This is a genomic window from Rathayibacter sp. AY2B5 (genome assembly GCF_002931645.1).
In the GTDB taxonomy this organism is placed as follows: Bacteria; Actinomycetota; Actinomycetes; order Actinomycetales; family Microbacteriaceae; genus Rathayibacter.
Genome location: NZ_PSUE01000002.1, coordinates 130,160 through 148,075, shown reverse-complemented (window position 1 = coordinate 148,075; position 17,916 = coordinate 130,160). Strand labels below are relative to the sequence as shown.

Here is a 17,916-nt window from a genome sequence, read left to right as displayed (position 1 = left end):
CGCGGTCGGCCGGTCAGGGAGCGACGGGGACGTCCGCTCGGGCCGGTCGGCGTCCGAGCGACGACTGGAACCGCAGCAGGTACCCGTCGGGATCGGCGACCACCAGCTGACGGACGCCCGCCTCCTCCGCTCCGACCCGGTACCAGCGGGTCTCGAGCGGCGAGAACAGCGGCGTCCCGGCCTCGGCGAGCGCCGCCGCCGTCCGGTCCGCGTCGTCGATGTGCAGCTGCAGGTTCATCCCCCGGCCGAACGGGCGCTCCAGCGGTGCCGCGATCCAGTTGCGGCCCCGCCCCGCCTCTTCGAGCATCACGTGCGCGGAGCCGAGGACCAGGTACGCGAAGCCCTCCTCGGGCCGGGCGTAGTGGATCCGGAACCCGCAGGGACCGCACCAGAACCCCAGGCTCCGGTCGAGGTCGGCGACGAGCAGCTCGGGGACGAGATCGGGATCGGCCATCCGCGCGGTCTACGCCTCGGCGCTCTCGGGGCGCTTCGTGCGGCCCGGGAGCAGGAGCAGGCCCGAGACGCCCACGACGATCAGCAGGATGGCCGCGACCGTGACGAAGGAGGCCAGCGCCAGCACGGGCATGATGATCGTCAGGACGCCCGCGATGACCGAGGCGATCCCTGCCGCGATCGGCAGCCACGCGGGGCCGGCGACGGTGCGGCCGCTGGTGATGCTCGAGACGCCGTCGAGGATCCAGCCCGCGCCGATCACGAGGCCCAGGACGCTCAGCGACTCGAACGGGTTCGACAGGCACAGGATGCCCGCGACCAGGATCAGGGCGCCGAGCAGGCCCGCGAGCCAGCGCACCCGGGCATCGAGCCGCGAGGCGGTGAAGGCCAGCAGCAGGCGGAAGACGCCCGCGGCGATCAGGTGGATGCCGAAGACGATGGCGACGGTCAGCAGCGTCGGACCGGGGATCAGGACGGCGATGACGCCGAGCACGATCGCGATCAGCGAGACGGCGATGATCCACCAGCGCTCGACGGAGGTGCGGGACATCGTGGGCGCGGCGGTCTCGGACATGGCGTTCCTTCGCGTCGGGGAGTGCGGACCCCTCGAACGTTAGGGCACCGGGGCGGGGTGGCGCGGGGCCTTGCGCCCGCCCGTGGACGCAGGTCAGTGGCGGGATCCGGTGCGCGCCGCGGCACGGTGCCGCCGCACGCGGCGCACCACGAGCGCGAGCAGCAGCACGCCGAACGCGCTGTAGATGATCGCGTCGAGCACGCCCGCGTACTGGTCGACGAGCTCGTACTGCGTGCCGAGGGCTGCGCCGAGGCCGATCAGCAGGCCGTTCCAGACGCCGGAGCCGAGGATCGTCAGTCCCGAGAACAGCAGCAGGTTCATCCGCTCGGCCCCCGCGGGGAGCGAGATGAGGCTGCGCACGCCCGGGATGAGGCGACCGAAGAGGACCGCCCAGGTGCCGTGCCGGCGGAACCAGCCGACCGCCTTCTCGAAGTCCTCGCGGTCGACCAGCGGGAGCTTGGAGAGCAGGCGGATCGAGCGCTCCGTGCCGATGCGGTGGCCGAGCGCGTAGAGGATCAGGCCGCCGAGGTAGGCGCCGAGGGTCGCCGTGATCACGACCAGCACCAGGTTCATCCGGCCCTGCTGGGCGAGGAAGCCGGCCAGCGGCAGCACGAGCTCGCTCGGGATCGGCGGGAACACCGTCTCGATCAGCGTCAGCAGGCCGACGCCCGCCTCTCCGAGCGCGGCGATCACCCGCGCGGCGACGCCGACGAGTCCGGAGAGCTCGTCGATGCTGTCGGAGGAGGAGGCGGTCGCCACGGAGGCGGGGGCGAGGGCGAGGGTCGCGATCGTCATGACTGAGAAGCTACTCAGTCCGCCGAGCGCGCACCTGGGAATCCGGCGGCCCGCTCAGGGGCGGCCGGTGAGCACGACGGTGTCCGATCCCTGCAGCCGCACCTCGACCGAGGCGATCTCGGAGAGCGGGAGCCCGGTGGCGAGGCTGGGCTCCATCGTCGTCCCCGGCGCGCTCGTCCACGATCCGACGGCCTCGGTGCCGCCCGAGGTGTCCGTGACGTAGAGGACGTAGCCGGCCGAGCCCGCGTACTGCTCGGCCGTGTCGGCCCAGCTGCAGTCCATGTCGATCCGCGTGCCCCACTGCTGCGGCACGAACCGTACGGAGGCCTCGACGGGGACGCCCGGAGCCGCGGCGAGCGAGACGGTCGAGCCGACGGTCTCGACGGGGGCGAGGGTCGGGCCGATCGCGAGCGGCAGGGCGACGGCGGCGGCGGCCGAGACGCCCGCGGCGGCGAGCACCAGGCCCGCGATGCGCAGCCGCGTCCGGCGGCGGACGGAGTCGGTGGCCGCGGCGAGGCGGGTCAGCAGTGCCGCCGGAGCCGGATCGCCGGCCGCCTCCGGCTCCTCGACCAGGCGCATCGCCTCGTCCTGGGGCAGGTGGGCCAGCAGGCCCGGCAGCGGGACGAACTCGGCGAGGGACTCGCGGCAGCCGGGGCAGGCGCGCAGGTGCAGCTCGTACTCGCGGCGGTCGGCAGCGGTCAGGGATCCGAGGAGGTACGCGGCGTCCCAGTCGCGGAAGGGGTCGTCGTGCCGGTCGTCGGAGGAGGGGTCGCGGCTCACAGCTCCGTCACCCCCCGCTCCTGCAGTGCGAGCTTGAGGGCCCGCATCCCGTAGTGCATCCGCGACTTGACGGTGCCCGGGGCGATCCCCAGCAGCGCGGCGATCTCGGTGACCGTGCGGCCGCCGTAGTAGGCGTGCACGATGACCGCGCGGTGGTCGTGGCTCAGTCCGCTGAGCGCGTCCGAGAGCAGCCAGGCGTCGAGCACCTGGTCGGTGCGGTCGGCGGTCGGGCGCTCGGGGACCTCGTCCGTGCCCAGCTCCCGGGCGTAGCGGGCGCTGCGGCGGTCGTCGATGACGAGGTTCCGGGCCACGGTGTAGAGCCAGGAGCGGGCGGCGGCCTCGCCCTGGGCGAGGATCTCGGGGTGCTTCCAGGCGCGCAGCAGCGCCTCCTGCACGACGTCCTCCGCCATCTGGCGGTCGCCGGTCAGGCGCAGCACGAACCGCCAGAGCGCGCTGGCGTGCTCGTCGTGCAGCGCACGCAGCATCTGGGCCTGATCCTCGGACATCTCCACCTCTTCCTGCACCAACGTAACGGGGGCCCGAACGGTTCAGCCGGTTCGCGCGAGCGGCCGCACTCTGGTACTCCGGAGTCGATGACCTTCCCCGATGCCGACGACGCTGCCCGCGTGCGCTCCTTCCTCCGCGACAACCGCTCGCGGATGCTCGACGACGTCCGGCACCTCGTGATGATCGAGAGCCCCAGCGACTCCCTCGAGGCGCTCGGCGAGCTGCACGCCTTCCTGGTGCACTGGGTGGGAGAGCGGCTCGGGCACGACGCCGACGTGCAGCACCGGCGTGCGCAGGACGCGCCGACCGCGACCAGCTGGACCGTCCCGGCGAGCGGTGGCGCAAGACCGCACCGGGGCACGCGTCCGTTCGTGGCGCTGCTCGGCCACTACGACACGGTGTGGCCCCTGGGCACGACCCGCTCCTGGCCCTTCGCCGTCGACGGCGACCGCCTGAGCGGCCCGGGCAGCTACGACATGAAGGCCGGGCTGGTGCAGATGGTGTGGCTGGTGGCCGCGCTCCGCCACGCCGGCGTCCCGCATCCGGCCGTCCGCCTGGTGATGAGCGGGGACGAGGAGATCGGCAGCGCCGCCTCCCGCCCGTTCCTGGAGCGGCAGTGCGCGGGCGCCGACGCGGTCCTGGTGTTCGAGGGCGCGATCGGCGACGCGGTCAAGACGGCGCGCAAGGGCATCGGGCGCTTCGTGATCGACGTGGTCGGGGTCGAGGCGCACGCCGGGGTCGAGCCGGAGAAGGGGGCGAGCGCGATCCACGAGCTCGGCTCGCTGATCCCGCGGGTGCTGGCGATCGCGCGGGAGGAGGAGGGCACCTCGGTCAACATCGGAGTGGTCTCCGGCGGCTCGCGGGTCAACGTGACGACGGCCCGCGTGCGCCTGGAGCTGGAGGCGCGGATCCGCGGATCCGCCGAGGCCGCCCGCGTCGAGGCCGAGCTCGACGCGCTCGCCGCCGCCGACCCGCGCATCCGGCTGGAGGTGCGCGGCTCCTGGGAGCGGCCCGTCTTCGAGCGGACCGCCTCCGTCGCCGCGCTCTACCGCAGGGCCGAGCGGGTCGCGAAGCGGATCGACGTCCCCCTCCGCGAGATCGCGGTCGGCGGGGCGAGCGACGGCAACCTCGTCGCCGCGCTGGGCCTGCCGGTCCTCGACGGGCTCGGCGCCCCGGGCGAGGGTGCGCACGCGCGCAGCGAGGCGATCGGCATCGAGGGCATGCTGGAGCGGACGGCGCTGGCCGCGCTGCTGGTCGCCAGCTTCGGCGACGAGCACTGACCGGCTGCAGAGGAAGGACGAGCGGATGACCCTGTACGAATCGCGCCCCGTGGGCGTCGTGATCGAGGCTCCGGCCGCGGAGGTGTACGCCTTCGTCTCCGACCCGGCGAACCTCCCGCGGTGGGCAGCGGGCCTCGCCTCCTCCGCGCTCGAGCAGGTCGACGGACGCTGGTTCGTCGACTCGCCGATGGGCCGGGTCGAGGTGCGCTTCGCCCCGCAGAACCCGTTCGGCGTCGCGGACCACGAGGTCACGCTCCCCGACGGGACGGTGGTGGACAATCCGCTCCGGGTGCTCGTGAACGGGGACGGCGCCGAGGTGGCCTTCACCGTGCGGCGGCGCCCCGGGATGAGCCTCGACGACTGGGACGAGGACTGCGCGCGGGTCGCGGACGACCTCGAATCGCTCCGGCTGCTGTTCGAGCGCGGGGCGCTGTAGGTTCGTCACAGCTCCGGCGCAGGGCCGGCACCCGTGAGAACGAGGACGCGATGACCTCCCCCGATCGTCCGAGCACCCGCCCCGCGAGCGGCATCGAGCTCAACGGCCTCGACACGATCCAGGAGTCGGAGCGGCACGGCCGCCCTCGCGACCTGTTCTGGCCGTGGTTCGCCGCGAACGTGTCCGTGCTCGGGCTGAGCTACGGCTCCTTCCTCCTCGGCTTCGGCCTCTCCTTCGGGCAGGCGACGCTCGTCAGCGTGATCGGGATCGTCGTCTCGTTCCTCTTCTGCGGTCTGGTCGCCGTCGCCGGCAAGCGCGGCTCCGCCCCGACGATGGTGCTCAGCCGGGCGGCCTTCGGGGTCGACGGCAACCGCCTCGTCTCGGTGATCTCCTGGCTGCTCACGGTGGGCTGGGAGACGGTGCTGGCCTCCCTCGCGGTGCTCGCGACGGCGACGGTGTTCGAGGAGTTCGGCTGGGACGGGGGCGTGCTCACCAAGGTGGTCGCGCTGATCGTGGTCGCCGCGCTCATCGTGATCGCCGGGATCGCGGGCTTCCGCCTGATCATGCGGCTCCAGCTCGCGATCACCGTCGCGACCGCCGTGCTGACCGTGGTCTACGTCGTGCTCGTCCTCGACCGGATCGACCTCGCCGCCGTCGGCGCCCTGCCCGCGGGCTCGGCCGCCGCGGTCATCGGCGGGCTCGTGTTCATGATGACCGGCTTCGGGCTGGGCTGGGTGAACGCCGCGGCCGACTACTCCCGCTACCTCCCCCGCGGTGCCCGCACGAGCGGAGTGATCGCGTGGACGACGATCGGCGGAGCGGTCGCGCCCGTCGTGCTGGTGGTGGTCGGCCTGCTGCTGGCCGGCTCCTCGCAGGAGCTCTCGGACGCGATCGCCGCGGACCCGATCGGAGCGCTCGCCGGGATCCTGCCGACCTGGTTCCTGCTCCCCTTCATCGTCGTCGCGCTGCTCGGCCTGATCGGCGGGGCCGTGATGGACATCTACTCCTCGGGCCTGGCACTGCTCAGCACGGGGCTCAAGGTCTCGCGGCCGGTGGCCGCAGGGATCGACGGCGTGCTGATGGTCCTCGGAGCGGTCTACGTCGTGTTCGTCGCGGGCGACTTCCTCGGCCCGTTCCAGGGCTTCCTGATCACCCTCGGCGTGCCGATCGCGGCCTGGCTCGGCGTCTTCCTCGCCGATCTCCTCCTCCGTCGGCGCGACTACGACCAGGAGGCTCTGTACGACTCCCGCGGCCGCTACGGCAGCGTCTCGGCGGTCCCCGTGGCCCTCGTGCTGATCGGCGCGGTCGTCGGCTGGGGCCTGGTGGTCAACTACTCCCCCGGGTTCGAGTGGGAGGGCTACCTCCTCGGCCCGCTCGGCGGCCGCGACGGCGACTGGGCCGGCGCCAATCTCGGCGTCCTCGTGGCGCTCGTGATCGGCTTCGCAGGGACGCTCGCGCTCTCGCGCGGGGCCGTCCGCCGCCAGGAGGCCTCGGCGTGAGCCTGCTCGTCGCGATCGACCTGCAGCACGTCTTCGCCGATGCGGAGTCGCCGTGGGGATCCGGCGGATTCGAGCGCGCGGCCGAGGGGACCCGCCGGCTCCTCCCGGCGTTCGGCGAGCGGGTCGTGACCACCCGCTTCGTCGCCCCGGAGCGGCCCGCCAGCGCTTGGATCCCCTACTACCGCGAATGGCCGTTCGCGCTCGTCCCCGAGAGCGACCGGCTCTACGAGCTCGTGGCCGGGTTCGAGGGCCACCGCACGATCACCGCCACGACCTTCGGCAAGTGGGGGCCCGAGCTCGAGGCCGAGCTCGACGACTCCCGCGAGCTCGTGCTCACCGGCGTCTCGACCGACTGCTGCGTGCTCTCGACGGCGCTGGCGGCCGCGGACGCCGGAGTGCGGGTCAGGGTCGCCGCGGACGCCTGCGCGGGCGCCTCCGAGGCCGACCACCAGCGCGCGCTCGACGCCATGTCCCTGTACGCGCCGCTGATCGAGATCACGACCGTGGACGCGGTGCTGGCGGACCTGCGCGCCCAGGGCTGAGACCGCGGTCGGGACGCGAGCCGCTCGCGCCGGTCGGCCCCGCGCGTCGCGGGGCGACCCCGTCACCCGGCATGATGTCGGCATGTCCTCCACCGACGAGCGCGTCAGCCCGGCTTCCCGCACCCTGGTCATCGGCGAGGCGCTGATCGACATCGTCGAGCGCGACGGCAGCGCCACGGAGCACGTCGGCGGCTCCCCGGCCAACGTCGCCCTCACGCTCGCCCGACTCGGGCGACCCGCGACCCTCGTCACCGACATCGCCGACGACGAGCGCGGCCGCCGCATCAGCGCCCACCTCGAGGCCTCCGGAGTGGAGGTCCGGCACGGCGACTCGGAGCGCACCAGCACCGCTCGGGCGGTCCTCGCCGCGGACGGGTCGGCCCGCTACGTCTTCGACCTCTCCTGGAACCCGCCGGCGGCGGACCCGGAGGGCGCCTCCCACGTCCACACCGGTTCCATCGCGATCTTCCTCGAGCCGGGCGGATCCGCCGTGCTCGAGCTCCTCGAGGCTCTGCCCGCCGGAGTGACGGCGAGCGTCGACGCGAACATCCGCCCGGCTCTGGTCGGCGCGCACGCCGAGGCGCTCGCGCGCTTCGAGCGGATCGCCGCCGCGTGCGAGGTCGTGAAGCTCAGCGACGAGGACGCGGAGTGGCTCTACCCGACGATGCAGCTCGACGAGGTCCTCAGCCGGCTGCTCTCCCTCGGGTCGCAGCTCGCGGTCGTCACCCGCGGCGCGGAGGGACTTCTGCTGGCCTCGGCCGTCACGCGGATGACCGTGCCCGCCGCCCGGATCGTGGTGGCGGACACGATCGGCGCCGGCGACTCCGCGATGGGCGCGATCCTCGACGAGGCGTTCCGCCAGGGCCTCGGCGCCGCGAACGGGATGCTGCTCGACGGCCCCGCCCTGCACGCGATCGGCCGCCACGCCGCGCACGTCGCCGGCATCACGACCTCCCGCTCCGGCGCGAACCCGCCCACCCGCGACGAGCTCTGAGGACCGGGGGCGGACCTTCTGCAGGACGCCCCTGGTGCTCGCGTCGGGACGCGGAGATACTGGGCGCACCTCGACGGAAAGGCGTGCCGTGCCCACTTCACTGAGCCCCTACATCGGCTTCGACGGCTCCGCGCAGGAGGCGATGGAGTTCTACCGGGACGTCCTCGGCGGCGAGCTCAGCTCCAGCCGCTTCGGCGACTTCGGGATGAGCGCGGATCCGGCCGACCAGGACCGGATCATGCACGCCCAGCTCGTCACGCCGAGCGGGATGATCCTGATGGGCTCCGACTCCCCCTCCTCGAGCCCGGCCGAGAGCGGCGCCCGCATCACGATCGCGCTCTTCGGCGACGACGACGCCGAGCTGAGCGGCTACTGGGACGGCCTGGCCGAGGGCGGCACGGTCGTCGAGCCGCTGGTCGCCTCGCCCTGGGGCGACCGCTTCGGGATGCTGGTCGACCGCTACGGCGTCGGCTGGATGGTGAACATCGCCGCTCCGCCGGCCTGACGCTCCTCCCCAGCGCGGGATCGGGGCACGCCTCCCCCGGGTGCGTCCACCCGTCCCGCCGGGCGCCGCGGCAGGCGCAGAATGGAGGGGCCGCTCCCGCTCCGGGAGCCGTCCCACCTCTCACGAAGGCTGCAGATGACGATCACGCTCGGGTACAAGGCATCGGCGGAGCAGTTCGGCGCCCGGGAGCTCGTCGAGCTCGCGGTCGGCGCCGAGCGGCACGGCTTCGAGACCGCGGTCGTCTCGGACCACTTCCAGCCGTGGCGGCACACGGGCGGGCACGCGCCGTTCTCCCTCGCCTGGCTCGCCGCGGCCGGTGAGCGCACCTCCACCATCACCCTCGGCACCTCCGTCATGACCCCGCACTACCGCTACAACCCCGCCGTCATCGCCCAGGCGTTCGGCACGCTCGGCGTGCTCTACCCCGAGCGGATCATGCTCGGCGTCGGCACCGGCGAGGCGCTGAACGAGGTCGCCACCGGCTATCAGGGCGCGGGCGAGCAGACCTGGCCCGACTTCAAGGAGCGCTTCGCCCGCCTGCGCGAGGCCGTGCGGCTGATGCGCGCGCTGTGGGCGGGCGACCGCGTCACCTTCGACGGCGAGTACTACTCCACGCACGAGGCGTCGATCTACGACAAGCCCGAGAGCGGCGTGCCGGTCTACATCGCGGCGGGCGGCCCCGTCGTCGCCAAGTACGCCGGCCGGGCGGGCGACGGCTTCATCTGCACGTCGGGCAAGGGCATGGAGCTCTACACCGAGAAGCTGCTCCCCGCCGTCGAGGCGGGCGCCGCGGCGGCCGATCGCGACTCCTCGACCATCGACCGCATGATCGAGATCAAGCTCTCCTACGATCCCGATCCGGCGCTCGCGCTCGAGAACACGCGCTTCTGGGCGCCGCTCTCGCTGTCGCCCGAGCAGAAGCACTCGCTGACCGATCCGGTCGACATGGAGCGCGCCGCCGACGAGCTGCCGATCGAGCAGGTCGCGAAGCGCTGGATCGTCGGCTCCGACCCCGAGGAGACGGTCGCGCAGATCAAGCCCTACGTCGACGCGGGCTTCACCCACCTGGTCTTCCACGCCCCGGGCGACGACCAGCAGCGCTTCTTCGACGCCTTCGAGCGCGACCTCGCGCCGCGGCTGCGCGCGCTCTGACCTCCCGCCTCCGCCACGACCCCCTTCGGAAGGGCCGCTCCCGCATGACCACGGCCACCCTGCTCGCCCGGCTCGACCGCGGCGAGGCGTTGACGCGCGTGACCGCCGAGGAGCTCCTCGGCGTGCGCGGCGACGACCTCGACCTGCTGCTGGAGGCCGCCGGCCGCCTGCGCGACGACGGACTCGCCCGCCGCGGACGGCCCGGCGTCGTCACCTACTCGCGGAAGGTCTTCGTCCCGCTGACCAAGCTCTGCCGCGACCGGTGCCACTACTGCGTCTTCGTGGAGACACCGGGCGGGCTCGCGGCCAAGCGCGAGTCGACCTTCATGGAGCCGGAGGAGATCCTCGAGGTCGCCCGCGCCGGTGCCGAGCTCGGCTGCAAGGAGGCCCTGTTCACGCTCGGCGACCGCCCGGAGGACCGGTGGCCGGTCGCCCGCGCCTGGCTGGCCGAGCACGGCTACGCCTCGACGCTCGAGTACGTGCGCGCGATGGCCGTCCTGGTCATGAGCGAGACGGGCATGGTCACGCACCTGAACCCCGGCGTGATGTCGTGGGCCGAGCTGCAGCGGCTCCGCCCGGTCGCGCCCTCGATGGGCATGATGCTCGAGACGACCGCCGAGCGCCTCTGGTCCGAGAAGGGCGGCGTGCACTACGGCTCCCCGGACAAGGACCCGGCGTTGCGCCTGCGCGTGCTCGAGGACGCGGGACGCAGCCGCATCCCCTTCACCACCGGCGTGCTGCTGGGCATCGGCGAGAACGCGGCGGAGCGGGCGGACGCCCTCTTCGCGATCCGCGAGTCCCACGAGCGGTGGGGCCACGTGCAGGAGTGCATCGTCCAGAACTTCCGCGCGAAGCCGCGGACGGCCATGCAGAACGAGGTCGACCTCGAGCTGCAGGAGTACGTGGCCAACGTCGCGGTCGCGCGCCTCGTGCTGGGCGCCGAGGCGACGATCCAAGCGCCGCCGAACCTCACCGACGAGCAGGAGCTCGGGCTGCTGCTGCGCGCCGGGGTCGACGACTGGGGCGGTGTCAGCCCGCTCACGGCGGATCACGTGAATCCGGAGCGCCCCTGGCCGAACATCGACGACCTCGCGCGGCTCACCGCGGCGGCCGGCTACCGGCTGCACGAGCGGCTGACCGCCCACCCGCAGTACCTCCGCGACTCGGCCACCTGGATCGATCCGCGCGTCGCTCCCTACGTCGAGGCACTCGCCGACCGCGGGACCTGGCTCGCCGACGAGGCGGCGGCGGTCCTCCCCCGGCCCTACCGCGACTCGCTCGACCCCCTGCCCCGACCGGTCGCGCCCGCCCTCGGCGCCGTGCTCGCCCGGGCGGAGACGGACCCCGCCGGTCTCGAGGACGCCGACTACCTCGCCCTGCTCGCAGCCGACGGCGACGACCTCGACGCCCTCTCCGCTCTGGCGGACGACCTGCGGCACGACGCCGCCGGCGACGAGGTCTCGGTCGTCGTGAACCGCAACATCGACACCTCGCTCTGGGGAGTCGGCGATCTGACCGTCGAGCGGCTGGAGGAGCTCGCCGACGAGGCGGTCGCGCTCGGCGCCACCGAGCTCTGCCTCCAGGGCGCGATCGGACCGGAGCACCCGGGCGACGATCTGCTGCTGATCGTCCGCACGCTGAAGCAGCGGCAGCCCTCGCTGCACCTGCACGCCTACCGGCCCGGCGAGATCCTCGAGGTCGCCCGGCGTACGGGCCGAACCCTGCCCGAGATGCTCGACGCTCTGCGCGAGGCCGGCGTGGACTCCGTCCCGGGGACCGCCGCCCGCATCCTCGACGACGACGTCCGCGCCGTCCTGAGCGAGGGGACGGACCCGACCGTGGCCGAGTGGCGGGAGGCGATCACGGCCGCGCACCGCAGCGGCCTCCGCTCCACCTCGACCATGGTCTACGGACACGTCGAGACCCCCGAGCAGCAGCTCGCGCACCTGCGCACGCTCGCGGCGATCCAGGACGAGACGGGCGGCTTCACCGAGTTCATCGCGATGCCCTTCGTCCCGGCGGAGGCGCCTCCCGCCGTGGTGCGCGCGAGCCGGGGCGGGCCGACCCTCCGCGAGACCCGCGCCGTGCACGCCGTCGCACGGCTCGTCCTCCACGGCCGGATCGCCCACGTGCAGACCGCCTGGACCAAGCTCGGACTGCACGCGGCGCAGGTCCTCCTCCGCGGCGGGGCGGACGACCTCGGCGGCCTGCTGCTCGACGGCGCCCTGCGGCCCGAGGCCGGAGCGGAGGCCTACCGCTCGCTCGACATCGCGACCGTCGCCCGGCTGAGCGGCGAGATCGGCCGCGGCTGGCGCCAGCGCACCACGACGTACGGCGTGGTCGCGCCGGAGAGGGCGCTGCGGGCGGAGCCCGTCGCAGCGGCGGGTCCTCAGCGGATGCGCCTCCCGGTCCGCGGGACCCGCCGGGCGTCATGACCCGCTCCGAGTACCTGCGGCGCCAGGCCGAGCTGGTCCGGGAGGAGCGGATCGAGTCGGACAGCGCCACCGTGCGGCTGCTGACCGCGGGCGCCGAGAGCCCGCGCGCGGTCCTGCTGCTGACCGGCGTCGGCCGGGGCGCGCGGAGCGATACCGGGCTGCTGCTGCCGATGCTGGCGCGGCGCCACCGCGTCGCCGCGCTCGAGCTCGCCGATCTCGGCGACCCCTGGCTCGACGGACCCGCCGCGGTCCGCGCCTCCCTGGACGCGCTCGGCGCCGAGGAGGCCGTCCTGATCGGCCACTCGCTCGGAGCCGCCGTGGCCCTCGCCGCGGGCGATCGGCGGGTGCGCGCCCTCGCCCTCGTGGCCGGATGGCTGCGCCCGACGGAGCGCCTCCTCCGCATGGCGCGCCTCTGGCCGATGCTGCCGCCCGACGCGCAGGAGGAGGCCGCTCGGCTCCTCGCCGTCCGCTCGGCCACCGCCTCCTCCCCGTGGGGCGCCGACGTCGCGCGGATGCTCGCCGCCTCCGCCCGGGCCGACGTCGCTGCGGCTGCCTCGGACTGCCGGGTTCCCGCCCTCGTGGTCGGCTGCTCCGCCGACGCCGTCGCCGGCGTCGAGGGCGCCGAGGCCCTGCTCGGCGCGATCGACGACGCCCGCTACGCCGTCCTCGACGCCGGTCACGCGGTGCTCGCCGAGCGGCCCGCCGAGCTCCTCGCCGTCCTCGAGCACTTCCTCGCCGATCCGCACCGCGACCCGGCGGGCAGCGTCCTGGCGAGGACGACGGTCTGATGGACGTCGACGTCGTCGTGATCGGCGCCGGGTTCGCCGGGCTCGGAGCCGCGGTCCGCCTGGAGCGCCGCGGCGGGACCTCGTTCGTCGTGCTGGAGCGCGCCGAGCGGATCGGCGGGACCTGGCGGGACAACGTCTACCCCGGAGTCTCCTGCGACATCCCCTCGCACCTCTACTCCTACTCCTTCGCCCCCGAGGCCGACTGGTCGGCGTTCTACGCCCCCGGGGCCGAGATCCAGTCCTACCTCGAGCGCGTCGTCGAGAAGGAGGGCCTGGCGCCCCGACTCCGGCTGGGGACCGAGGTGCTCGAGGCGGTCTTCGACGAGGAGGCGCACCGCTGGCGGGTGCGCACCTCCCGGGGCGACTACTCCGCCGCGGTCCTCCTCGTCTGCGCGGGGCGCCTCTCCGAGCCCCGCCTCCCGGCCGTCCCGGGCCTGGATTCGTTCGCGGGTCCCGCCTTCCACTCCGCCCGCTGGAGGGACGACGTCGACCTCGACGGGAAGCGCGTCGGCATCGTCGGCTCGGGAGCCTCCGCCGTGCAGATCGTGCCGCACCTCGCCGAGCGCGCCGCCGAGGTGGTGCTCTTCCAGCGCTCAGCCCCGTACGTCGTCCCCCGCCGGAACCGCCCGTACCCGCCGGAGGAGCGCCGAACCCTCTCCCGCGCGCCCGGGGCCCTGGCGAGGCTCCGCGAGGAGCTGTTCTGGCGCGCCGAGCTCGGCTTCGCCGGCCGCGTCGCCGTGCCCGAGGCCATCGACCGGCTGCGGGCGGAGGCGCTCGGCCACCTCGAGTCGCAGATCATCGATCCCGCACTCCGCACCGTGCTGACTCCGGACTACGAGATCGGCTGCAAGCGCGTGCTCCTCTCGGACGACTACTACCCCGCTCTCGCGCAGCCGCACGTCCGCGTCGTCCCCGGTCCGCTCCGGCGCCTCGAGGAGGGGGCCGCGCTCGGCGACGACGGCGTCCCGCACGGGGTCGACGTGCTCGTCTTCGCGACCGGCTTCCACTCCACGCGGCCGCCCTTCGCCCGGCGCATCCGCGGCCGCGGCGGCGTCCTCCTCGCCGACCGCTGGGCCGACGGCATGGTCGCGTACGAGTCGACCGCGGTCCACGGCTTCCCGAGCCTCTTCGTCGTCAACGGCCCCAACGCGAGCCTCGGCCACAACTCCGCGGTGCACATGATCGAGACGCAGATCGCCTACGTGCTCGCCGCGCTCGACCACCTCGCGGTCTCCGGCGCCGACCGGCTCGAGGTCACCGCCGAGGCCGAGGCCGCCTCCGTCGCCCGCCTCGACGCCCTCAGCGCCGACACCGTCTGGACCAACGGCGGCTGCGAGAGCTGGTACCTGGACGACAACCGGCGACTCACCCTGCTCTGGCCCGACTTCGCCTTCGCCTTCCGCGAGGAGCTCGGCCGGTTCGACCCCTCGGCCTACACGACCTGACCGCGGCTCGCTATCGTGACCGCATGACCGACCGCGTGCTCGCTCCCGAACCGCCCGCCGACGGTGCGAAGCCGAAGGGACCGGCCTCGTACTTCCCGAGCATCGAGAAGACCTACGACCGTCCCGTCCAGGACTGGCTGGACCTCGCCGACGAGCGTCTGCGCTCCGAGCCGCACATGCAGGTCGTCACCTGGCTGAAGACCGAGCACGGCCTGGGCCACGGCCACGCCAACGCGATCGTCGCCTACGTCCGGGCCGCCCGCGCCTGACCGGTCCGCCCGTCGTCCGCACAGGCTAGGCCCGCCGGCCTCCCCGGACCACCCGTCGTCGGCGCCCGCGCCGTCCGGGGATAATCGGGGCATGCGCGAAGACGACGATGTCGATCTGGTGATCGACGCGTGGGCCGGGGCCCTGCCCGACCTCGATTTCGCGCCTCTGGACGTCGTCTCCCGCCTCCGCCGGCTCAGCCCGCGCGTGCAGGAGGTGCGGCGGCAGTCCTTCGCCGTCAGCGATCTCGCCCCGTGGGAGTTCGAGCTCCTCTCGCTGCTGCGGCAGCGCGGGGAGGGCGGGATGACGCCCTCGGCCCTGGCCACGCACCTCGCGCTGTCCAGCGGCAACCTCGCCAGCCGCGTCGACCGCCTCGGGGCCCGCGGGCTCGTGGTCCGCGAGCAGAACGCCGCCGACTCGCGCAGCAAGATCGTCTCGCTCACCCCGCGGGGCACGAAGCGGGTCGACGAGGCGATGCGCAATCTCGTCGCCGCCGAGGGCGAGGTGCTCGCCGACCTGGACGCCGCGCAGGTGTCGGTCCTCATCGAGTGCCTGCGGCGGATCAGCGACACCCTCGACCGACTGCAATGAGGCACTACGCCCGACGAGCCTGAGAGGTCAAGCCCGTTCGGAGAGACGGGCACCGGACGTAGCGTGAAGCGTGCACGGTCGAGGCGTCAGCCACCCGTGCGGATGATCGCGAAAGCGGAGAGCACCATGACACAGATTTCTTCTATCCAACCCGCGCGATGGAGCCGGAACGGAGTCAGGATCGTCGTCGTTCCCGGGGCGGAGCTGCCCCGGTTCCGACTCGAGATCGACGCCCGACTGACCACCGCGCCCTCCCTCGTCCCCACCGGACCCTTCTCGACCGTCGAGGAGGCCGAGCGGGCCGCCGAGGTCGCCGCCGGCCTGCTGGGGGCGAAGATCCCGGCCTGAGCGCACACCCGTCGAGACGGCCGGATCAGCCCGCGAGCTCCGCGAGCGATCCGGTCGGGACCGCGATCCACCCCTCGGCCTCCGCCGCCTCCTGCAGTTCGGGAGGCACCGGCAGGGTCGCGCCCAGGGCGTGGGCGCGGGCGTTGAGAGCGGCGACGACGGCGTCGAACGCGTCGTCGGAGCGGCTCATCAGCGCGAGCGCGGGCGCCGGCACATCGAGCCAGGGTGCGGCCCGTCGCAGCGACTCCGCGGCGAGCGCCACGGCCTCCGGTCGCGTCTTGTAGCCCGTGGTGTCCACTCCCCAGAGCCGCAGCGCCGCCGCCGGGTACGCCTCGACGAGCCGTCCGCGCCCGGAGCGGTCGACGTCCTCCCCGCTCGCGGCGAAGGCGTCGAGCAGCTCCGCGCAGCGCATCGCGGTCATCCCGAGCCGGTCGGTCGAGACGCTGAGCGGCCAGCGGCCCGTGACCTCGCGCGCCACCCGGTCCGTCTCGCGGTACGCGAGGCGGCGGCGCCAGTCGCGTCCCGCGAGCGTCCGCGGCGAGACCTCCCGTCGCGTGTGCGCGGAGACGAACGCCGCGAACTCCACCGGCCAGCCGAACGCGCAGTCGATCCCGATGACCGCCGCGTCCCGTGACGCCTCGACGATCGTCGCGTCCTCGGCGCCGAGTACGAGCGAGCGGACGACGGCCCGGCCGCCGGAGAACTCGAGGGCGGCGAGAGCGGTGCGCACCGGCTCCGCAGCGAGGTCGACACCGATCGTGAGCACGGGGACAGGGTAGGCGCTCCGGCGCTCCGCTCGAGCGATGACGCCGCCCGCTCCCTCCTCCCGGGCGGAGTCGGCCCGCGTGCCGGTCGCGCTCCTCCGCCTCCTCGTGGCCGCCGCCGTTCTGGTGGCCGTGATCGCGACGGCCGTCGACACCGCCTCTCGGACGCCGCTGAACCCGTTCAACTTCTTCGGCTTCTTCACCATCCAGAGCAACATCGTGCTGGCCGTCGTGCTCGGAGCCACCGCCGTGCTCGCGCTCCGCCCCAGCCCCGCGCCCAGCGGGCTCCTACTGGTGCGGGGTGCCTTCACCGGGTACATCATCGTCGTCGGCCTCGTGTACAACACCCTCCTCACCGATGTGGCGGGCGGAGTGGCGCTGCCGTGGGCCAACACCGTCATGCACGTGCTGTTCCCCGTCTACGGACTGCTCGACTGGCTGCTGCTCGCGGATCGCCCTCCGCTGCCGTGGCGCAGGCTCTGGCTGGTCGTGGTCTACCCGATCGTCTGGCTCGTCGTGGTGCTGATCCGCGGAGCGACGGACGGCTGGGTGCCCTATCCGTTCCTGGATCCCGCGACCGGGTACGGGCAGGTGTCGGTGTTCGTCGTCGGGATCGCGGTCGCGTTCCTCGCGTCGGGGGCGCTGGTCTGGGCGATGAGCCGGCTGCGGATCGTGCCGGTGGCGGGAGGCTGAGAGGACGCTCGCCTTCCAGACGGTTCCGCCCGCCGGACGACCGGATCCGCTGCCGTCGCGCACATCCGGCCCGTTCTGGGGTCACCCGTTCGGGGTCATCCGGGGCGCCGCTCCCCTAGCGTCAGCACCGACGGCTTCCCCACCGTCCTCCCCCTCGAGAACGGTCCCCCATGAGCCTCTCCCTCTCCCGCCCGCCGACCCCGAGCCGCCGCGTCCGCGCCCTCGCCGTCGGAGCCGCGCTCGCCCTCGCCGCCGCGCTGCTCCCGGCGCAGGCCGCCGCCGCCGCCACTCCCGCCACCCTCTCGGTGCTGAGCCTCGGCGACTCCATCACCCAGGCCTACGGGACCTGCGGCTCCTTCGCGGACTGCCCCCGCAACAACTGGTCCACCGGCACCAGCTCCTCGGTGAACTCCTTCGCCTCGCGCCTGCGGACCGCGCGCCCCGGCACCACGGTCACGACCGCGAACTTCGCCACCACCGGCGACGTCGTCGCGCAGGTCCCCTCGCGGATCGACGCCGCGGTCGCCGCCGGCGTGCGGCCGGACGTCGTCACCCTGCTCATCGGCGGCAACGACCTCTGCTCTCCCGACAACCGCGTCGCCTCCGACGGCTACACGATGACGCCGGCGAGCACGTTCCGCACCGGAGCCTCCGCCGCGATCACGAAGATCCGCACCACGTGGCCCTCCGCCCGCATCGTCCTCTCGTCGATGCCGAACGTGGCCTCCGAGTGGTCGGTCGTGAAGACCGGAGTCGGCGCGCTCGTCTGGGCGGGCGGCGACCTCTGCCGGACCACGCGCGGCGTCAGCTCCACCGGCCGCAGGCTCAGCAGCACCGCCGCGGCCGCCTCGGCCGCTGCCGCGAAGACGCGGACGACGCAGTACAACACCGCGCTGCAGACGGCGTGCAGCGCCGCCGGTCAGCTCTGCGACTGGGACGGCGGAGCGCTCACCGCGACCCCCGTCACCAAGGGCCTGATCGGGACCACCGACTACTTCCACCCGAGCGTCGCGGGTCAGGCGAAGATCGCCTCGATCCAGTGGGCGGCGTCGAACTTCTCGAAGTAGC

21 protein-coding genes are annotated in these 17,916 nt (G+C 73.8%); 15 read left to right on the top strand and 6 right to left on the bottom strand.

All coding sequences use genetic code 11. From position 1 onward, the window contains the following. Window positions 1–13: 13 nt before the first annotated feature. The 5 genes from C5C30_RS02335 to C5C30_RS02315 all read right to left on the bottom strand — a co-directional run bounded on the left by C5C30_RS02335 (window position 14) and on the right by C5C30_RS02315 (window position 3,108). On the bottom strand, window positions 14–454 hold the full coding sequence (locus C5C30_RS02335; protein ID WP_104333095.1) for a VOC family protein: 441 nt from the start codon (window positions 452–454) through the stop codon (window positions 14–16). 9 nt (window positions 455–463) lie between these two features. Further along, window positions 464–1,027, bottom strand: coding sequence for an HdeD family acid-resistance protein (locus C5C30_RS02330; protein ID WP_104225073.1), 564 nt, complete (start codon window positions 1,025–1,027; stop codon window positions 464–466). Between the two features lie 93 nt (window positions 1,028–1,120). Continuing rightward, on the bottom strand, window positions 1,121–1,822 hold the full coding sequence (locus C5C30_RS02325) for a DedA family protein (protein ID WP_104225072.1): 702 nt from the start codon (window positions 1,820–1,822) through the stop codon (window positions 1,121–1,123). Window positions 1,823–1,876: 54 nt separating this feature from the next. Further along, window positions 1,877–2,602: an anti-sigma factor gene (locus C5C30_RS02320; protein WP_104273099.1), complete on the bottom strand. Its 726-nt coding sequence runs from the start codon at window positions 2,600–2,602 to the stop codon at window positions 1,877–1,879. After that, window positions 2,599–3,108 carry a sigma-70 family RNA polymerase sigma factor gene (locus C5C30_RS02315; RefSeq protein WP_104225070.1) on the bottom strand — a complete coding sequence of 170 codons (510 nt, stop codon included), beginning with the start codon at window positions 3,106–3,108 and terminating at the stop codon, window positions 2,599–2,601. The genes C5C30_RS02320 and C5C30_RS02315 overlap by 4 nt, the downstream gene beginning before the upstream one ends. An 87-nt stretch (window positions 3,109–3,195) precedes the next feature. Between C5C30_RS02315 and C5C30_RS02310 the strand changes: the two genes are divergently transcribed. The 13 genes from C5C30_RS02310 to C5C30_RS02250 all read left to right on the top strand — a co-directional run bounded on the left by C5C30_RS02310 (window position 3,196) and on the right by C5C30_RS02250 (window position 15,391). After that, window positions 3,196–4,389 (top strand): M20/M25/M40 family metallo-hydrolase, encoded by a 1,194-nt coding sequence (locus C5C30_RS02310; protein ID WP_104225069.1) that lies wholly within the window; start codon window positions 3,196–3,198, stop codon window positions 4,387–4,389. A 25-nt stretch (window positions 4,390–4,414) separates the two neighbouring features. Beyond that, on the top strand, window positions 4,415–4,825 hold the full coding sequence (locus tag C5C30_RS02305; protein ID WP_104226451.1) for an SRPBCC family protein: 411 nt from the start codon (window positions 4,415–4,417) through the stop codon (window positions 4,823–4,825). 50 nt (window positions 4,826–4,875) lie between these two features. After that, window positions 4,876–6,324: a cytosine permease gene (locus C5C30_RS02300; RefSeq protein ID WP_104249451.1), complete on the top strand. Its 1,449-nt coding sequence runs from the start codon at window positions 4,876–4,878 to the stop codon at window positions 6,322–6,324. Then, the gene (locus C5C30_RS02295; RefSeq protein WP_104333094.1) at window positions 6,321–6,866 is read left to right on the top strand and encodes a cysteine hydrolase family protein; all 546 of its coding nucleotides are present in this window, start codon (window positions 6,321–6,323) and stop codon (window positions 6,864–6,866) included. The genes C5C30_RS02300 and C5C30_RS02295 overlap by 4 nt, the downstream gene beginning before the upstream one ends. 82 nt (window positions 6,867–6,948) lie before the next feature. Next, window positions 6,949–7,860: a carbohydrate kinase gene (locus tag C5C30_RS02290; RefSeq protein ID WP_104333093.1), complete on the top strand. Its 912-nt coding sequence runs from the start codon at window positions 6,949–6,951 to the stop codon at window positions 7,858–7,860. A gap of 88 nt (window positions 7,861–7,948) precedes the next feature. Beyond that, entirely contained in the window at window positions 7,949–8,365 is a 417-nt protein-coding gene (locus tag C5C30_RS02285) for a VOC family protein (protein ID WP_104246718.1), read from the top strand. 135 nt (window positions 8,366–8,500) lie between these two features. Further along, window positions 8,501–9,517, top strand: a complete 1,017-nt coding sequence (gene fgd / locus C5C30_RS02280) for a glucose-6-phosphate dehydrogenase (coenzyme-F420) (RefSeq protein WP_181074566.1) — start codon at window positions 8,501–8,503, stop codon at window positions 9,515–9,517. A gap of 44 nt (window positions 9,518–9,561) precedes the next feature. Further along, complete coding sequence (gene cofG / locus C5C30_RS02275; RefSeq protein ID WP_104333092.1) at window positions 9,562–11,952, top strand: 7,8-didemethyl-8-hydroxy-5-deazariboflavin synthase CofG; 2,391 nt, start codon at window positions 9,562–9,564, stop codon at window positions 11,950–11,952. After that, entirely contained in the window at window positions 11,949–12,740 is a 792-nt protein-coding gene (locus C5C30_RS02270; RefSeq protein WP_104333091.1) for an alpha/beta fold hydrolase, read from the top strand. The genes cofG and C5C30_RS02270 overlap by 4 nt, the downstream gene beginning before the upstream one ends. Beyond that, window positions 12,740–14,185: an NAD(P)/FAD-dependent oxidoreductase gene (locus C5C30_RS02265; RefSeq protein WP_104246721.1), complete on the top strand. Its 1,446-nt coding sequence runs from the start codon at window positions 12,740–12,742 to the stop codon at window positions 14,183–14,185. Before C5C30_RS02270 ends, C5C30_RS02265 begins: the two co-directional genes overlap by 1 nt. A 23-nt stretch (window positions 14,186–14,208) precedes the next feature. Further along, window positions 14,209–14,454: a DUF4287 domain-containing protein gene (locus tag C5C30_RS02260; RefSeq protein WP_104232872.1), complete on the top strand. Its 246-nt coding sequence runs from the start codon at window positions 14,209–14,211 to the stop codon at window positions 14,452–14,454. 91 nt (window positions 14,455–14,545) lie between these two features. After that, window positions 14,546–15,043: a MarR family winged helix-turn-helix transcriptional regulator gene (locus tag C5C30_RS02255; RefSeq protein ID WP_104225059.1), complete on the top strand. Its 498-nt coding sequence runs from the start codon at window positions 14,546–14,548 to the stop codon at window positions 15,041–15,043. A 102-nt stretch (window positions 15,044–15,145) separates the two neighbouring features. Beyond that, entirely contained in the window at window positions 15,146–15,391 is a 246-nt protein-coding gene (locus C5C30_RS02250; protein WP_104226461.1) for a hypothetical protein, read from the top strand. A gap of 25 nt (window positions 15,392–15,416) precedes the next feature. On the opposite strand, the gene C5C30_RS02245 is transcribed toward C5C30_RS02250, so the two are convergent. After that, window positions 15,417–16,157: a DUF429 domain-containing protein gene (locus C5C30_RS02245; RefSeq protein ID WP_104246722.1), complete on the bottom strand. Its 741-nt coding sequence runs from the start codon at window positions 16,155–16,157 to the stop codon at window positions 15,417–15,419. A 37-nt stretch (window positions 16,158–16,194) separates the two neighbouring features. Here C5C30_RS02245 and C5C30_RS02240 point away from each other — a divergent pair, with 37 nt between their 5' ends. Both C5C30_RS02240 and C5C30_RS02235 read left to right on the top strand, forming a co-directional pair. After that, complete coding sequence (locus tag C5C30_RS02240; protein ID WP_104261112.1) at window positions 16,195–16,848, top strand: Pr6Pr family membrane protein; 654 nt, start codon at window positions 16,195–16,197, stop codon at window positions 16,846–16,848. Window positions 16,849–17,018: 170 nt separating this feature from the next. Then, a complete protein-coding gene (locus C5C30_RS02235; protein WP_104327087.1) occupies window positions 17,019–17,915 on the top strand; it encodes a GDSL-type esterase/lipase family protein in 897 nt (298 codons plus the stop codon). The last annotated feature ends 1 nt before the right edge of the window (window position 17,916 follow it).

What these genes read in the sequence shown, in the direction of transcription:
- C5C30_RS02290 (WP_104333093.1), top strand. Translation starts at nt 6,949, where the DNA reads ATGTCCTCCACCGACGAGCGCGTCAGCCCGGCTTCCCGCACCCTGGTC.
- cofG (WP_104333092.1), top strand. Translation starts at nt 9,562, where the DNA reads ATGACCACGGCCACCCTGCTCGCCCGGCTCGACCGCGGCGAGGCGTTG.
- C5C30_RS02250 (WP_104226461.1), top strand. Translation starts at nt 15,146, where the DNA reads ATGATCGCGAAAGCGGAGAGCACCATGACACAGATTTCTTCTATCCAA.
- C5C30_RS02265 (WP_104246721.1), top strand. Translation starts at nt 12,740, where the DNA reads ATGGACGTCGACGTCGTCGTGATCGGCGCCGGGTTCGCCGGGCTCGGA.
- C5C30_RS02300 (WP_104249451.1), top strand. Translation starts at nt 4,876, where the DNA reads ATGACCTCCCCCGATCGTCCGAGCACCCGCCCCGCGAGCGGCATCGAG.
- C5C30_RS02335 (WP_104333095.1), bottom strand. Translation starts at nt 454, where the DNA reads ATGGCCGATCCCGATCTCGTCCCCGAGCTGCTCGTCGCCGACCTCGAC.
- C5C30_RS02270 (WP_104333091.1), top strand. Translation starts at nt 11,949, where the DNA reads ATGACCCGCTCCGAGTACCTGCGGCGCCAGGCCGAGCTGGTCCGGGAG.
- fgd (WP_181074566.1), top strand. Translation starts at nt 8,501, where the DNA reads ATGACGATCACGCTCGGGTACAAGGCATCGGCGGAGCAGTTCGGCGCC.
- C5C30_RS02260 (WP_104232872.1), top strand. Translation starts at nt 14,209, where the DNA reads ATGACCGACCGCGTGCTCGCTCCCGAACCGCCCGCCGACGGTGCGAAG.
- C5C30_RS02305 (WP_104226451.1), top strand. Translation starts at nt 4,415, where the DNA reads ATGACCCTGTACGAATCGCGCCCCGTGGGCGTCGTGATCGAGGCTCCG.
- C5C30_RS02330 (WP_104225073.1), bottom strand. Translation starts at nt 1,027, where the DNA reads ATGTCCGAGACCGCCGCGCCCACGATGTCCCGCACCTCCGTCGAGCGC.
- C5C30_RS02315 (WP_104225070.1), bottom strand. Translation starts at nt 3,108, where the DNA reads ATGTCCGAGGATCAGGCCCAGATGCTGCGTGCGCTGCACGACGAGCAC.
- C5C30_RS02325 (WP_104225072.1), bottom strand. Translation starts at nt 1,822, where the DNA reads ATGACGATCGCGACCCTCGCCCTCGCCCCCGCCTCCGTGGCGACCGCC.
- C5C30_RS02310 (WP_104225069.1), top strand. Translation starts at nt 3,196, where the DNA reads ATGACCTTCCCCGATGCCGACGACGCTGCCCGCGTGCGCTCCTTCCTC.
- C5C30_RS02235 (WP_104327087.1), top strand. Translation starts at nt 17,019, where the DNA reads ATGAGCCTCTCCCTCTCCCGCCCGCCGACCCCGAGCCGCCGCGTCCGC.
- C5C30_RS02255 (WP_104225059.1), top strand. Translation starts at nt 14,546, where the DNA reads ATGCGCGAAGACGACGATGTCGATCTGGTGATCGACGCGTGGGCCGGG.
- C5C30_RS02240 (WP_104261112.1), top strand. Translation starts at nt 16,195, where the DNA reads ATGACGCCGCCCGCTCCCTCCTCCCGGGCGGAGTCGGCCCGCGTGCCG.